The 15381-nt window shown below is 73.4% G+C and carries 11 protein-coding genes and 1 riboswitch; of the genes, 5 read left to right on the forward strand and 6 right to left on the reverse strand.

Going from position 1 to position 15381, the window contains the following annotated elements; genetic code table 11:
* Nucleotides 1-3: 3 nt before the first annotated feature.
* Complete coding sequence (locus ASC60_RS42780; protein WP_055549787.1) at nt 4-2976, reverse strand: bifunctional GNAT family N-acetyltransferase/acetate--CoA ligase family protein; 2973 nt, start codon at nt 2974-2976, stop codon at nt 4-6.
* Between the two features lie 199 nt (nt 2977-3175).
* On the opposite strand from ASC60_RS42780, the gene ASC60_RS12080 reads away from it, so the two are divergent.
* A complete protein-coding gene (locus ASC60_RS12080) occupies nt 3176-3457 on the forward strand; it encodes an HPr family phosphocarrier protein (protein WP_055549789.1) in 282 nt (93 codons plus the stop codon).
* A 113-nt stretch (nt 3458-3570) separates the two neighbouring features.
* Here the strand turns inward: ASC60_RS12080 and ASC60_RS12085 are convergent, their stop codons facing one another.
* The 4 genes from ASC60_RS12085 to ASC60_RS12100 all read right to left on the reverse strand — a co-directional run bounded on the left by ASC60_RS12085 (nt 3571) and on the right by ASC60_RS12100 (nt 8538).
* Nucleotides 3571-4326, reverse strand: a complete 756-nt coding sequence (locus ASC60_RS12085) for a GntR family transcriptional regulator (protein ID WP_055549791.1) — start codon at nt 4324-4326, stop codon at nt 3571-3573.
* A 236-nt stretch (nt 4327-4562) separates the two neighbouring features.
* Complete coding sequence (locus tag ASC60_RS12090) at nt 4563-5357, reverse strand: M23 family metallopeptidase (protein ID WP_055549793.1); 795 nt, start codon at nt 5355-5357, stop codon at nt 4563-4565.
* Between the two features lie 13 nt (nt 5358-5370).
* Nucleotides 5371-5533: riboswitch (cyclic di-AMP (ydaO/yuaA leader) on the reverse strand.
* 225 nt (nt 5534-5758) lie between these two features.
* The gene (locus tag ASC60_RS12095; protein ID WP_107097059.1) at nt 5759-7144 is read right to left on the reverse strand and encodes a pitrilysin family protein; all 1386 of its coding nucleotides are present in this window, start codon (nt 7142-7144) and stop codon (nt 5759-5761) included.
* 20 nt (nt 7145-7164) lie between these two features.
* Nucleotides 7165-8538 carry a pitrilysin family protein gene (locus ASC60_RS12100; RefSeq protein WP_079038335.1) on the reverse strand — a complete coding sequence of 458 codons (1374 nt, stop codon included), beginning with the start codon at nt 8536-8538 and terminating at the stop codon, nt 7165-7167.
* Between the two features lie 282 nt (nt 8539-8820).
* Between ASC60_RS12100 and ASC60_RS12105 the strand changes: the two genes are divergently transcribed.
* The gene (locus ASC60_RS12105; RefSeq protein WP_055549798.1) at nt 8821-11274 is read left to right on the forward strand and encodes a DNA topoisomerase (ATP-hydrolyzing) subunit A; all 2454 of its coding nucleotides are present in this window, start codon (nt 8821-8823) and stop codon (nt 11272-11274) included.
* Nucleotides 11275-11377: 103 nt separating this feature from the next.
* Here the strand turns inward: ASC60_RS12105 and ASC60_RS12110 are convergent, their stop codons facing one another.
* Nucleotides 11378-11713, reverse strand: a complete 336-nt coding sequence (locus tag ASC60_RS12110; RefSeq protein WP_234356903.1) for a tetratricopeptide repeat protein — start codon at nt 11711-11713, stop codon at nt 11378-11380.
* A gap of 223 nt (nt 11714-11936) precedes the next feature.
* Here ASC60_RS12110 and ASC60_RS12115 point away from each other — a divergent pair, with 223 nt between their 5' ends.
* The 3 genes from ASC60_RS12115 to ASC60_RS12125 all read left to right on the forward strand — a co-directional run bounded on the left by ASC60_RS12115 (nt 11937) and on the right by ASC60_RS12125 (nt 15363).
* Nucleotides 11937-12914 (forward strand): sucrase ferredoxin, encoded by a 978-nt coding sequence (locus ASC60_RS12115; protein ID WP_055549802.1) that lies wholly within the window; start codon nt 11937-11939, stop codon nt 12912-12914.
* 80 nt (nt 12915-12994) lie between these two features.
* Nucleotides 12995-14665: a sensor histidine kinase gene (locus tag ASC60_RS12120; protein ID WP_055549804.1), complete on the forward strand. Its 1671-nt coding sequence runs from the start codon at nt 12995-12997 to the stop codon at nt 14663-14665.
* Nucleotides 14662-15363 carry a response regulator gene (locus ASC60_RS12125; protein ID WP_055549806.1) on the forward strand — a complete coding sequence of 234 codons (702 nt, stop codon included), beginning with the start codon at nt 14662-14664 and terminating at the stop codon, nt 15361-15363. The genes ASC60_RS12120 and ASC60_RS12125 overlap by 4 nt, the downstream gene beginning before the upstream one ends.
* Nucleotides 15364-15381: the final 18 nt, after the last annotated feature.

Consider the following 15381-nt stretch of genomic DNA (forward strand, 5'->3'; position numbering starts at 1 on the left):
CCGTCAGTAGGCGGGCAGATGGCGGGGGCCGAGGTCGGTGCGCACCGGCGGCGGCGCCAGCCGTGCGGACGCGCCGAGCACGGAGAGGCCGCGCTGGGCGACGACCACCGGCTCCAGGTCGACGGCGACCACCTCGGGGTGGTCGTCCACCAGGCGCGACACCCTCAGCAGCAGCTCTTCGAGAGCCGCGGTGTCCACCGGCTTGGAACCCCGCCAGCCGAAGAGGAGTGGCGCGGTCCGGATGGACCGGATCAGCTCGGCCGCGTCTCGGTCGGTGGCGGGGACGAGCCGGTGGGCGGTGTCGCCCAGCAGTTCGGACGGGGCGCCGGCGAGCCCGAAGGAGAGCACGGCTCCGGCGCCGGGGTCTATCGCGGCCCGTACGACGGTGTCGACACCGCGCGGCGCCATCCGCTGCACGACCAGGCCCAGTTCCTCGGCGGGGCCGAGATGGGCGGTCAGTTCGGCGTACGCGCGGCGCAGTTCCGTCTCGCCGCCGAGGGCCAGCCGCACCCCGCCCAGGTCGGTGCGGTGGCGCAGTTGCGGGGCGGTGGCCTTCAGCGCCACCGGGTAGCCGAGGCGCCCGGCGGCCCGTACGGCGCTGTCGGGGTCGGGCGCGGGCAGCGCGGGCAGCACGCTGACGCCGTAGCGGGCCAGCAGGCGCTGGGTGTCGGCGGCGGACAGCTCGATGCCGGGCCCGTCCGGCCCGGGGGCGTCGGGCGGCGGGATGTCCTGGTTCGGGGCTCCCCCGGGCGGGGCCAGCAGCACCTCGATGTCGGCGGCGGCCCCGGCCTCGTCGATGTCGTCGTACTCCGGCACCCGGCCGGGTTCCGCGGACTCCCGCCGCCAGCGCGCGTACCGTACGGCCTCGGCGAGCGCCCGCACCACGCGCTCGGCGGCCGGATAGGCCGGGATCCGGCGGGTCCCGGCCGGTGGCGCGGCGCCGGGCGCCGAGGCCGGGTCGCCGGCGCCCGCGAGGGCCTCGGCGAGGCCGGGGATCTCCAGGTGGACCACCGCGACCGGCTTGGCCGCGCCGCGCCCGGGCGCCCCGGTCGCGGCCGTGCGGATGGCCGCGGCCAGGTCCGCGGCGTGGGCGTCGCCGACCCAGGGGATGGCGGTGACGACGACGGCGTCGCACGCGTCGTCGTCGAGCGCCCTGGTCAGGGCGCGGTGGAAGTCCTCGGGGGCGGCTGCCGTCGTCAGGTCGCGGGGCGGCAGCGGGCGCAGCCCTTCGGTGAGGCAGGCGTCGTAGGTGAGCAGGCCGAGGGATTCGGAGTTGCCGAGGATGGCGACGCGCGGCCCGTCCGGGAGCGGCTGGGAGGCGAGCAGGACCCCGGCGTCGGTGAGCTGGGTGACGGTGTCCACGCGCAGGACGCCCGCCTGTCGCAGCAGGTCGGAGACGGTGGCGTCGGGGATGCGGGTGGTGGGGACGGCATGGCCGGTGGGGGCGCTGCCGCTGTGCCGGGCGCCCTTGACGACCACGACGGGCTTGACGGCGGCGGTGCGCCGGGCGAGCCGGGTGAACTTGCGCGGGTTGCCGATGGATTCGAGGTACATGAGGGCCACATCGGTCTGCGGGTCCTCGTACCAGTACTGGAGGAGGTCGTTGCCGGAGACGTCGGCGCGGTTCCCGGTGGAGACAAACGTAGACAGACCTGACAGACCTGTCAGACCTGTCAGACCTGACAGACCTGCCAGGCCCGCGGGATCCGCGGGATCCGCGGGATCCGCGGGATCCGCGGGATCCGCGAGCCCCGCCGTGTCCTCGGGGCCGGTGGGCCGGGTGGATCCGGCGCCGCGCCGGTGCAGTCCGGACAGCAGGGCGATGCCGATCGCGCCGGACTGGGTGAACAGCCCGATGCGTCCGGGGAGGGGCAGCCGGGGCGAGAGGGAGGCGTTGAGCCGCACGCCCTCGGCGGTGTTGATGATGCCGAAGGCGTTGGGGCCGATGATCCGCATGCCGTAGGTGCGGGCCTGGCGGACCAGGTCGCGCTGGCGGACGCGGCCCTCGGGACCGCTTTCGGCGTACCCGGCGGAGAGGACGACGAGCCCCTGGACGCCGTGTTCGCCGCAGTCGGCGACGACGGCGGGCACCTGCGCGGCGGGGACGGCGACGACGGCCAGGTCGACCGGTCCGTCGACCTCGCGCAGGGAGCGGTGGGCCGGGACGCCGTCGGGCTCCAGGCGCGTCCAGTCCTCGGGGAAGGCGTGGTTGACGGCGTGGACCCGGCCGGTGAAGCCGCCGTCGAGGAGGTTGCGCAGTACGGTGCGGCCGACGCCGCCGGGGGCCCGGCCGGTTCCGATGACGGCGACGGAGCCGGGGGTGAGCAGCCGCTGCACGGAGCGGGCCTCGGCGCGCTGTTCACGCGCGCGCATGACGGCCAGGGAGGCCTCGGTGGGTTCGAGGTCGAATTCGAGGCGGACGACGCCGTCGTCGAAGCTGCGCTTCTGGGTGTAGCCCGCGTCCGTGAACACCTTGATCATCTTGGTGTTGGCGGGCAGCACTTCGGCGGCGAAGCGCCGGATGCCGCGCTCGCGGGCGACGGCGCCGATGTGTTCGAGGAGCGCGGAGGCCACGCCGCGGCTCTGGTGGGCGTCCTGGACCAGGAAGGCGACCTCGGCCTCGTCGGCGGGGGCGCCCGCCGGGGACGCCGGGGAGAGGTGGGCGGGCAGGCCGTTCTCGTCGATGCGGTCGTAGCGGACGGTGGCGATGAACTCGCCCCCGACGGTCGCCGCGAGGCCGACCCGGTCGACGTAGTCGTGGTGGGTGAAGCGGTGGACGTCGCGGTCGGAGAGCCGGGGGTAGGGCGCGAAGAAGCGGTAGTACTTCGACTCGTCCGAGACGTGTTCGTAGAAGCTGACCAGGCGCTGCGCGTCATCGGGGGTGATGGGGCGGATCTGCGCGGTGCCGCCGTCCCTGAGCACCACATCGGCCTCCCAGTGGGTGGGATACGCGTGATGATCCGACGGGCTCGGCATGGGGACAGGGTACGGGCTCGGGTGCGGGACGGAGAGGTCCGCATGGCGGACACCCTTGCGTTAACGGGGGGTGTCGAGGGAAAGTCCGTATCGGACCTGTTCGGACATGACCGGACCCACTCGGACCCGACCCGGGCGAGACCGGACACCGTATGATCTGGTCTAGACAACACCACCCGCAGATCTGAAGGGCATCACCATGGCTGAGCGCCGCGTCAACATCGGCTGGGCCGAGGGCCTGCACGCCCGCCCGGCGTCGATCTTCGTCCGTGCGGCGACCGCCGCCGGCGTCCCCATCACGATCACCAAGGCGGGCGGCGCCCCGGTCAACGCCGCTTCCATGCTCGCCGTGCTCGGCCTGGGCGCTCAGGGTGGCGACGAGGTCGTGCTCGCCTCCGAGGCCGAGGACGTGGAGGCCGCGCTCGACCGTCTGGCGAAGCTGGTGGCCGAGGGGCTCGAGGAGCTTCCGGAGACCGTCTGATTCCGCCCGAATCGCATTTCGGCGCGGCGGGGCCGCGGTGAACCATTACGGATCACCGCGGCCCGCTCTTTTTCCGCACCTGGAATTCTGGTCAGCCGTGTACCGGGCGGCTGTTAATTCCGGCCGCTCGCTGTGTTTACGGAATGTTTCGAAGTTCTCACCGGGGATTCCTTTCGCATTCGGTATTCGGACAGCGAGCGCTCGGTGTGCGCGGCGGCCAGCGCCCGCGCCCGGTCGGCGTCGCCGCGCGCGACCGCGTCCACGATCGCCCCGTGCTCGGCCCAGGACTCCACGGCGCGCACCGAGAGGTCGACGGACCCGGCCACCCCCGGCCCGGCCTGCGCACGGGCCGGATCCACCGCGTACACCCACGCCGTCTTGCGCCGCAGCTGCACCAGCAGACCCGCCAGGCTCGGACTGCCGGACGCCTGGGCGAGCGTCTCGTGGAACCAGTCGCCCAGCGCGCGCAACTCGCCCAGCCGGCCGTGCCGCGCCCGCTCCTGACCGAGCCGCACCAGACCGCGCAGCACCTTCACATGCCCCTCGGTGCGGCGCTGGGCGGCCCTGGCGGCGCCCAGCGGCTCCAGCAGGTCCCGGATGTCCAGGAGGTCGGCCGCCTCCTTCTCGGACGGCTGCGCGACGCACGCGCCCGCATGCCGCCGGGTGGTGACGAAGCCCTCGGACTCCAGGGTGCGCAGCGCCTCGCGGACGGGCACCCGGGAGACCCCGTAGCGCCGGGCGAGCAGCTCCTCGGCCAGCCGGCCGCCGGGCGGATAGGTACCGGAGATGATGTCGTCACGGATCGCCGCGCATACCGCGTGTGCCGAAATCCGGCGACCGCCCTGGACGGCGGCCGTATCCCCGTTCACTTCCGGTCCCGCATTGTCGAACCTCCGCCTCAACCACCGCGAAACGCATCTCATTGACGCGCATTCAGCGACTCTATTCGAAGCCGCCGGGATTTCCGATGGGCGAAGTCAATTCGGGGATATTTTTTGGTCACGGCGACTGTCAAGGCGGCGGTCACGGCAGCGGTCACGGCGGCGACGGCATGCCGAAGGCCCCGTCCGGGGCGGACGGGGCCTTTCGACAGGGCGGCGGTGCGTCAGAGATTGACGCCGTGCGAGCGCAGGTACGACAGCGGGTCCATGTCCGAGCCGTACTCCGCGGTGGTGCGGGCCTCGAAGTGCAGGTGCGGGCCGGTGACGTTGCCTGTGGCGCCGGACAGGCCGATCTGCTGGCCGGGGGTGACCTTCTGGCCGACCGAGACGCCGATCGACGAGAGGTGGCCGTACTGGGTGTAGGTGCCGTCGTTCATCTTGATGACGACGTTGTTGCCGTACGAGCCGCCCCAGCCCGCCTCGACGATCTCACCGGAGCCCACCGAGTGCACCGAGGTGCCGGTGGAGGCGTGGAAGTCGATCCCGGTATGGCTCCCGGAGGACCACAGGCCGCTGGACGCCTCGTAGCCGGTGGAGACGTAGGAGCCGCTGATGGGCGACACGAACGTGTTGAGGCGCTTGCGCTCTTCCTCACGCGCGGCGCGCTCCTTGGCCTCGCGCTCCGCCTTGGCCTTCTTCGCGGCGGCCTCGGCCTTCCGCGCGGCTTCCTGGCGGGCCACGGCCTCGGCCTTCGCCTTGGCGGCGGCGGTCTCGGCGGCGTCCCGCTGGGACTGGGCCTGCGCGTCGATCTGGTCGGAGAGACCGTCGCCCATCACCATCGCCTGACGGAGACCGGTGTCCTGGGGGGACGGCGTCTCGCCGGTCGCGGCGAGGGCGGGGCCGGCGATACCGGCGACGACGCCCGAGGCGACCGTGGTGATGCCCGCGATGTTGGCGCCGGTGCGGACGGCGGCTTGGCGGGGACGTCGATGCTTCCCAGCGGCACGGGTGAACGCCATGTGGTGGCGCACTCCTTTCCTTCCCTCTCGCCTACCGGGTTAGCTGACGGGTTCGGAGCAGGAAGGTCTCCTACGGGCCCCTCCCCCGGCCGGGGAAGGCGTCCGATTCACCCCAGGGACGTTTGGGTCCCCGGCTCCCCTGGCACTCGCACCATGGGACTCGGCGATGGCTGTCCGTGCCGCGGGTGCGGCGGATATCCGGCGAACAGCCGCACTGACGCTAAACGGGCCGCGTTTCGATCACCAAACGGTTACGGGTTTTTGTTGTTCTCGCCACAAACCAAACACCCCGCGAATCGGGCATATGGGAGGACCCCGGCGTCTTGTGCGACGCCAGGGTCCTTGTGCCGATGGTGCGTTGCGCCGGGCCCGGGGACATATCGGGCCGGCCGGGCCGGGGTTCAGCCGGTGATGACGCGCACCTCTCCGATGCCGAGCGCCTTGACCGGCTCCTCGATCTTCGAGGCGTCGCCCACGAGCACCGTCACCAGCCGGTCGGCCGGGAAGGCGCTCACGACCGCCGCGGTCGCCTCCACGGTCCCCGCCTCGGCGAGCCGGGCGTACAGCTGCGCCTGGAAGTCGTCCGGCAGGTGCTGCTCGACCTGGTCGGCGAGCGTGCCCGCGACAGCGGCCGCCGTCTCGTACTTGAGCGGCGCGACGCCGACGAGGTTCTGCACGGCGACATCGCGCTCGGCGTCCGTCAGCCCCTCCTCCTTCAGCGTCCGCAGCACCGTCCACAGGTCCTCCAGCGCCGGGCCGGTGACCTCGGTGGCCACCGAACCGCTGATCGCCAGGAGCGAGGCGCCCGCCGAGCCGCCGCCGGCCGGCGAGGGCGGCGTCGAGCGCAGCACCTGGCCGAAGGCGCGCACCCCGTAGGTGTAGCCCTTCTCCTCGCGCAGCACCCGGTCCAGACGGGAGGTGAGGGTGCCGCCCAGGCAGTAGGTGCCCAGCACCTGCGCGGGCCAGACGCGGTCGTGCCGGTCGGCGCCGACGCGCCCGATGAGCAGCTGGGTCTGGACGGCGCCGGGCCGGTCGACGATCACCACACGGCCGGTGTCGTCGGCGATGACCGGCGGGACCGACCGCTGCGGGGCGGGGCCGCCGGTCCAGGCGCCCAGGGTGTCGGTGAGCGCCCGGTCCAGGTCGACCCCGGCCAGGTCGCCGACGATGACCGCGGTCGCGGTGGACGGCCGGATGTGCGCCTCGTAGAAGGCCCGCACCGCCGCGGCGTCGATGCCCTCGATGGTCTCCTCGGTGCCCTGGCGCGGCCGGGACATCCGCGACTCGGCCGGGAACAGCTCCTTGGCCAGGGCCATGGAGGCGCGGCGGGCCGGGTTGGCCAGCTCGTGCGGGATCTCGTCCAGCCGGTTGCGCACCAGCCGCTCGACCTCCCCGTCGGGGAAGGCGGGGGCGCGCAGGGCGTCGGCGAGCAGGCCGAGCGCCTTGGGCAGCCGGGAGACCGGCACCTCCAGGGAGACCCGGACGCCGGGGTGGTCCGCGTGGGCGTCCAGAGTGGCGCCGCAGCGCTCCAGCTCGGCGGCGAACTCCTCGGCGGTGTGCTTGTCGGTGCCCTCGGACAGGGCGCGCGCCATGATCGTGGCGACGCCCTCCAGACCGGCCGGCTCGGTGTCCAGCGGGGCGTCCAGGTTGACCTCCACCGCGACGACCTGCTGGCCGGGGCGGTGGCAGCGCAGCACGGTGAGCCCGTTGGACAACTCACCGCGCTCCGGCGCCGGGAACGCCCACGGCCTGGGGGCGCCGCCCTGCGGCTGCGGGTGGAAGGTCATGGTGGCGGTGACGGCGTCGCTCACTGGGCCGCCTCCCCTTCTGCGTCGGTGTCGGCGGCTTCTGCGGCGTCGGTGTCCTCGTCCTCGGCGCCCTGGACGGGCTCGTAGACCAGCACGGCGCGGTTGTCGGGGCGCAGCCGCGCCGCGGCCACGGCCCGCACCTCCTCGGCGGTGATGTCCAGCACCCGCTGCACGGCGGTCAGGGCCAGCTGCGGGTCGCCGAACAGCACGGCGAACCGGCACAGCTCGTCGGCGCGGCCGCCGACGGTCGCCAGCCGGTCCAGCCACTCGCGCTCGATCTGCGCCTGGGCGCGCTCCATCTCCTGCGGTGTCGGGCCCTCCTCGGCGAAGCGGGCCAGCTCCTCGTCGACGGCGGCCTCGATGCCGGGCACCTCGACCCCGCCGGAGGTCTTCACATCCAGCCAGCCCAGCGACGGCGCGCCGGCCAGCCGCAGCAGCCCGAACCCGGCGGCGACGGCCGTGCGGTCGCGGCGCACCAGGCGGTTGTGCAGCCGGGAGGACTCGCCGCCGCCGAGGACGGTCAGCGCCAGGTCGGCGGCGTCGGCCTCCCGGGTGCCGTCGTGCGGCAGCCGGTAGGCGGCCATCAGGGCGCGGGCCGGGACCTCCTCCTCCACGACCTCGCGCAGCTGCCCGCCGATGACGTCGGGAAGCGTGCCGTCGCGGGGCGGCCGCTTGCCCTCGTGGGAGGGGATGGTGCCGAAGTACTTCTCGATCCAGGCGAGCGTCTGCTCGGGGTCGATGTCGCCGACGACGGACAGCACCGCGTTGTTCGGCGCGTAGTACGTGCGGAAGAACTCCCGGGCGTCGTCCAGGGAGGCGGCGTCCAGGTCGGCCATCGAGCCGATCGGGGTGTGGTGGTACGGGTGGCCCTCGGGGTAGGCCATGGCGACGAGCTTCTCGAAGGCCGTGCCGTACGGCACGTTGTCGTACCGCTGGCGGCGCTCGTTCTTGACGACGTCCCGCTGGTTCTCCAGGCTCTCCTCGTCCAGCGCGGTCAGGAGGGACCCCATCCGGTCCGCCTCCAGCCACAGCGCCAGCTCGATCTGGTGGGCGGGCATCGTCTCGAAGTAGTTGGTGCGCTCGAAGCTGGTCGTGCCGTTGAGCGAGCCGCCGGCCCCCTGGACCAGCTCGAAGTGGCCGTTCCCCGTCACCTGGGCCGAGCCCTGGAACATCAGGTGCTCGAAGAGGTGGGCGAGGCCGGTACGCCCCTTGACTTCATGGCGTGAGCCGACGTCGTACCAGAGGCAGAGCGCGGCGACCGGGGTCAGGTGATCCTCGGAGAGCACCACCCGCAGGCCGTTGGCCAGACGGTGCTCGGTCGCTTTCAGGCCGCCGGAGCCGGCCTGTTGCGTGGCCGTGTGACCCATGGGCATGTACGTCCCTTCGATCGCGTGATGGAGCGCGTGCGAACCGTGTGATGAGCGCTTCTGTCACTGTATGCAACCGCACGGACATCTGGCGAAGTTCCCGTCACACAAAGGTCGGGCCAAGGTCGCGCCCATGCTGCTCGCGGGGCGGCGGTACGGGTCGCGGAGGGACCGCGCGGGGCCGCTCACGAGGTCGCTTCGGGACGGCCCGTTCCACAGTTGTCGGTGGACGGGGCCACAATGGTCCGCGTCAGATCCCGCTCTGCCGTTGAAGGAGCCGCAAGCGCGATGGCCCGCCGCAGCACGAAGAGTCCGCCGCCGGACGACTTCGAGGAGCGCATCCTCGACATCGACGTCGTCGACGAGATGCAGGGCTCCTACCTCGAGTACGCCTACTCGGTCATCTATTCGCGCGCGCTGCCCGACGCCCGCGACGGGCTCAAGCCCGTGCACCGCCGCATCCTCTATCAGATGAACGAGATGGGGCTGCGCCCCGAGCGCGGCTTCGTGAAGTGCGCCCGCGTCGTCGGCGAGGTGATGGGTAAGCTCCACCCGCACGGCGACGCGTCGATCTACGACGCGCTGGTGCGCATGGCGCAGCCGTTCTCGATGCGCCTGCCGATGGTCGACGGCCACGGCAACTTCGGCTCGCTGGGCAATGACGACCCGCCCGCCGCGATGCGGTACACCGAGTGCCGGATGGCCTCGGCGACCTCGCTGATGACCGAGTCCATCGACGAGGACACGGTCGACTTCTCGCCGAACTACGACGGCAGCGAGCAGGAGCCCGTCACCCTCCCCGCCGCCTATCCGAACCTCCTGGTCAACGGCACGTCCGGGATCGCGGTCGGCATGGCGACCAACATGCCGCCGCACAACCTGGGCGAAGTGGTCGCCGCCGCCCGCCATCTGATCAAGCACCCGGGCGCGGACCTCGACACGCTGATGCGGCATGTGCCGGGACCCGACCTGCCGACCGGCGGGCAGATCGTCGGGCTCGGCGGCGTCCGGGACGCGTACGAGACGGGGCGCGGCACCTTCAAGATCCGCGCCACGGTGGCCGTGGAGGACGTGACGGCCCGCCGCAAGGGCCTGGTCGTCACCGAACTGCCCTTCACCGTCGGCCCCGAGAAGGTCATCTCCAAGATCAAGGACCTGGTCGGCGCGAAGAAGCTCCAGGGCATCGCGGACGTCAAGGACCTCACCGACCGTGCGCACGGCCTGCGGCTGGTGATCGAGATCAAGAACGGCTTCAACCCGGAGGCCGTGCTGGAGCAGCTCTACAAGCTCACGCCGATGGAGGAGTCCTTCGGCATCAACAACGTGGCGCTGGTGGACGGCCAGCCGCTCACGCTGGGGCTCAAGGAGCTGCTGGAGGTCTACCTCGACCACCGCTTCGACGTGGTGCGGCGGCGCAGCGAGTTCCGGCGCAAGAAGCGGCGCGACCGGCTGCACCTGGTCGAGGGGCTGCTGGTGGCCCTGCTCGACATCGACGAGGTCATCCGCCTCATCCGGTCCAGCGAGAACTCGGCGCAGGCCAAGGAAGCGCTGATGGCCCGCTTCGAGCTGTCCGAGGCACAGACGCAGTACATCCTGGACACTCCGCTGCGCCGGCTGACCAAGTTCGACCGGATCGAGCTGGAGTCGGAGCGTGACAAGCTCAACGCGGAGATCGAGGAGCTGACCCGGATCCTCGACTCGGACGCCGAGCTGCGCAAGCTGGTCTCCGCCGAACTGGCCACGGTGGGCAAGAAGTTCGGCACCCCGCGGCGTACGGTGCTGCTGGAGTCCGCCGACTCGCCCGTGACCGCGGTGCCGCTGGAGGTCGCGGACGACCCGTGCCGGGTGCTGCTGTCCTCCACCGGGCTGCTGGCCCGTACGGCGAACGGGGAGCCGTTCGCGGGCGAGGGACAGGCCAAGCGCAGCAAGCACGACGTGATCGTCTCGGCGGTCCCGGCCACGGCCCGCGCGGAAGTCGGAGCGGTGACCTCGGCCGGGCGGCTGCTGCGGCTCCAGGTGATCGACCTCCCGCAGCTCCCGGAGTCCGCCGCGAGCCCCAATCTGGCGGGCGGGGCGCCGATCGCCGAGTTCCTGTCACTGGAGGACGGTGAGACGCTGATCTGCCTCACCACCCTGGACGAGTCCTCGCCGGGGCTCGCGATCGGCACGGAGCAGGGCGTCGTCAAGCGCGTGGTCCCGGACTATCCGGCCCACAAGGACGAGCTGGAGGTCATCGGCCTCAAGGAGGGCGACCGGATCGTGGGCGCGGTCGAGCTGCGCACCGGCGAGGAGGATCTGGTCTTCATCGCGGACAACGCGCATCTGCTGCGCTATCCGGCCGGCCAGGTGCGGCCACAGGGGCGTGCCGCGGGCGGCATGGCGGGCATCAAGCTCGCCTCCGACGCGAAGGTGATCTCGTTCACGGCGGTCGACCCGGCGGCCGACGCGGTGGTGTTCACCGTCTCCGGTGCGCACGGCACGCTCGACGACTCGGCGCAGCAGACGGCCAAGCTCACCCCCTTCGACCAGTACCCGCGCAAGGGGCGGGCCACGGGCGGGGTGCGCTGTCAGCGGTTCCTCAAGGGCGAGGACTGTCTGGTGCTGGCCTGGGCGGGCGCGGCCCCGGCCCGCGCGGCGTCGGCCAGTGGCTCCCCGGTGCCGCTGCCCGAGCCCGATCCGCGCCGGGACGGCTCCGGAGTGCCGCTCGCCAAGCCGGTGGCGGTGGTCGCCGGGCCGGTGTAGGCACGGCGGGCCGGCCGATGCAGGCATGGCGGGATGAGACGTTCAGGGGCGCGGCACCCATCCGGGGCCGCGCCCCCGCGCGTGTATTCGGCGGGGCCGGCGCTCAGTGCCCGGCTCCGTTGCGCCGGGCCCGCAGCTGGCGGAGCGCGATCCGGGCGCCGGGGTGGCCGCGGTCGGCCGCCTTCCGGAAGTGCCGCTCCGCCTCGGCCGGGTCGCCGAGATCCAGGTGCAGGGTGCCGAGCACCACCAGCGCGGTGAGGTCCCCGGCGGCGACCGCCTTGCCGAGCCAGTGCAGGGCCTCCGGGTACGCGCCGCGGTTGCCCAGCCCGATCCCGTAGACCGTCATGCCCTCCCGGTCGCCGGCGAGCGCCGCCTGCCGGGCGAGCGCCTCGGGGATCGGCCGTCCCTCGGCGTACGCCGCCCGTACCCTCGCCCTCAAGCCCGGATCCAGCCGCCGCGCCCCGCGCTTCCCACGGCGCCCGCGCCATCGCGCCCACAGCCCGCGCATCAGAACCCCCCTCCGCCCCCGGAGCGCCATTCTCCCGCCGTCCCCGCCCCCGCGGAACAGGATGCGCCCCGAGGGAACCGGACCGTCCCGCTCCCCCGGGACCCCTGCCCCCTCCCGTGCGCGAAGTTGATCGACAGAGGTTAGGCTTACCTTCGTGAGCACGTGCACGACCGCTTCCCGGGATCTGTCCGAGCCGCTTGCCGGGACGGCGGCCACCGCCCCCACCTGGCTGCTCGTCGAACAGCCGGGCCCCTGGGGCGCCGACGCCCTCACGGCCAGTCGTCTGGACCCGGCCATGGGGCGCGCGCTGGAGCGCGCCGCCGAGGGCACCGGCGTACGGGTCGCGCTGATCCGGCGGCCCGGCCGCCACGCCGATCTGCACACGGGCAGCCGCCACCGGGTGTTCGTGGCGCACACCCGGCCCGGCCGCTCCTGGATCCGCACCACCGCGCTCGCCGACCCGGGGCAGCTGCTCGGCCTGGACTTCGCCGCGCTGGGCGCGGGCGACCCGGGCGGGCTGGCCGGTGCCGCCGACGATGGCTTCCCCGGGGAGTGGGAGGCGTACACCGGCGATCCCCTGGTGCTGGTGTGCACCAACGGCAAGCGCGACCGCTGCTGCGCGCTGCTCGGCCGCCCGCTGGCCGCCGAGCTGACCGCCGCCGGGGTGGAGGGCACCTGGGAGATCACCCACATCGGCGGCCACCGCTTCTCGCCGACGCTCGTCGTCCTGCCGCACGGCTACGCCTACGGCCGGGTCACCGCCCAGGACGTCAAGGACACCCTCGCGGCGCTGGGTGAGAACCGGGTGGTCACCGAGGGCTGCCGCGGCCGCTCCGCCTGGGAGCGGCCCGGGCAGGCGGCCGAGCTGGCGGTCCGCGAGCTGACCGGTGAGGACGGGGCCGACGCGCTGACCGTCGTACGGACCGAGAGCGCCGCCCCCGCCTGGTCGGTGACCGTGGCGCACACCGACGGCCGGGTGTGGCGGGTGAGCGTGGCGCAGGTGGCCGCCGCCCCGCCACGGCCGCAGAGCTGCGGTTCGCCGCTGGGCTCCCCGGCCCGTATGGACGTCGTCGGCGTCCGGGCGGTGCGGCCCGCGCGCGATGGACGGACGGTCACCGCCGGCAGGCGCTGAGCGACCACCCGCCAGGAGCCCCTGCCACCAGGGGTCCTGGCGGCATCCGCGCGCCCTGGCCTTCGTTACCCTTCGTTGCCATGAGCGCCGCGATACCGCCGGGGCCGCCCTCCCCGGCCACCAGGTGGCGCATCGGCTGGCCCCGACGCGTCTTCTCCCAGGTGCTGCTGATGCAGCTGGCCATCGCCACTGGCGTCACCGTGCTCGCGACCGGCCTGTTCCTGCGCCCGCTCGGCTCCCAGCTCGACGACCAGGCCATGCGCCGGGCGCTGGCCATCGCACAGACCACGGCCTCCGAACCCCGGCTGGTCACGGCGCTGCAGCACACCCGGCCCTCCCGGGGCGGCCCGGTCCAGGCCGCGGCGGAGCGCATCCGCCGGTCGACCGGCGCCGAATACGTCGTGATCATGGACCGGCGCGGGGTCCGCTGGTCGCACACCTCCCCGGACGAGATCGGCAAGCACGTCTCCACCAGCCCCGAAGAAGTCCTCGCGGGCCACGAGGTCATGCAGATCGACGACGGCACGCTCGGCCGCTCGGCCCGCGGCAAGGTGCCGCTGCGCGATGGGAACGGCCGCATCGTGGGCGCGGTGTCGGTCGGCATCGCGTACGAGACCGTGCGCGGCCGGCTGCTCGGGGCGCTGCCCGGGATGCTCGCGTACGCGGGCGGCGCGCTCGCCATCGGCGCCCTTGCGGCCTATGCGGTCTCCCGCAGACTCCAGCGGCGCACCCACGACCTCGCCTTCTCCGACATCTCCGCGCTGCTCGCCGAGCGCGAGGCCATGCTGCACGGCATCCGCGAGGGTGTGGTCGCGCTCGACGGGCACGGCCGCATCCGGCTGATGAACGACGAGGCGCAGCGGCTGCTGGACCTGCGCGCCGAGGACACCGGACAGCCCCTGGAGGCGGTTCTGCCGCCCGGCCGTACGACCGATGTGCTCGCCGGGCGGGTCACCGGCGCCGATCTGCTGACCGTCAGCGGCGGCCGGGTGCTGGTCGCCAACCGGATGCCCACGGACGACGGCGGCGCGGTGGCCACCCTGCGCGACCGCACCGAGCTGGAACGGCTCGGCCGCGAACTCGACGGCACCCGCGGACTGATCGACGCGCTGCGCGCCCAGGACCATGAGCACGCCAACCGGATGCACACCCTCCTCGGCCTGCTCGAACTCGGACTCCACGAGGAGGCGGTGGAGTTCATCACCGAGGCGGTCGGCGTGCACCGCGCCACCGCCGAGCAGGTCACCGAGCGCGTGCACGATCCGCTGCTGGCCGCCCTGCTGGTCGGCAAGGCCACGGTCGCCACGGAGCGCGGGGTGTCCCTGCGCATCGCCGAGGGCACCCTGCTGCCGGACCGGCTGGTGGATCCGCCGGGGCTGGTGACGATCGTCGGCAACCTGATCGACAACGCGCTGGACGCGGCGGTCGGTTCGGCCGGGCCGCGGGTCGAGGTGGAGCTGTGCGCGGACGACCGTACGGTGCTGCTGCGGGTCTCGGACACCGGGCCCGGCATCCCCGCCGACCGGCGCGATCTGGTCTTCACCGAGGGCTGGTCCACCAAGAAGCCGCCCGCGCACGGACAGCGCGGCATCGGGCTGGCGCTGGTGCGCCGCCTCGCCGAGCGCCAGGGCGGCAGCGCGCGGGTGGCCGACCGCGACGGCGGCGGCGCCGAGTTCACCGTCGTCCTCCCCGAGGCGCTGGCCGAGGAACCGGCCGAGGCACCACTGACCGCGACAGGAGAGCCGCGATGACATCGGCCACCGGCCCGGGCGGCCTCATCGAGGTACTGGTCGTGGACGACGACGCGCGGGTCGCCCGCGTCAACGCGGCGTACGTCGGGAAGGTGCCGGGCTTCCGCGTCGCCGGGCAGGCGCACACGGCCGCCGACGCGCTGGCCTTCCTGGAGCGCGGCCACGCCGATCTCGTCCTGCTCGACCACTATCTGCCGGACGAGACCGGGCTCGCGCTGGTGGGGCGGCTGCGGCAGCTCGGCCACCACACCGACATCATCATGGTGACCGCCGCCCGCGACATCGGCACCGTCCAGGCCGCGATGCGCCACGGCGCGCTGCAGTACCTGGTCAAGCCGTTCACCTTCGCCGGGCTGCGCGCCAAGCTGGAGGGCTACGCGGCGCTGCGCCGCGCCCTGGCCGGCGGCGGCGAGGCCGGGCAGGACCAGGTGGACCGGATCTTCGGCGCCGTGGGCGGCGCCTCGGCCGGACCCGCCGAGCTGCCCAAGGGTTACTCGGCGCTCACCGCCGACCTCGTACGGGAGGTGCTGCGCGGCTCCGACGGCCCGCTGTCGGCCCAGGAGGTCGCCGATCGCGCGTCGCTCAGCAGGCAGACCGCCCAGCGCTATCTGAAGCTCCTGGAACGCACGGGCCGGGTACGGCTCAGCCTCAAGTACGGCGAGACCGGCCGCCCGGAACACCGCTACGACTGGGTCTGACGACCGCCTGACGACCGC

Source organism: Streptomyces sp. NBRC 110028, from assembly GCF_001417735.1.
Taxonomy (GTDB): domain Bacteria; phylum Actinomycetota; class Actinomycetes; order Streptomycetales; family Streptomycetaceae; genus Streptomyces.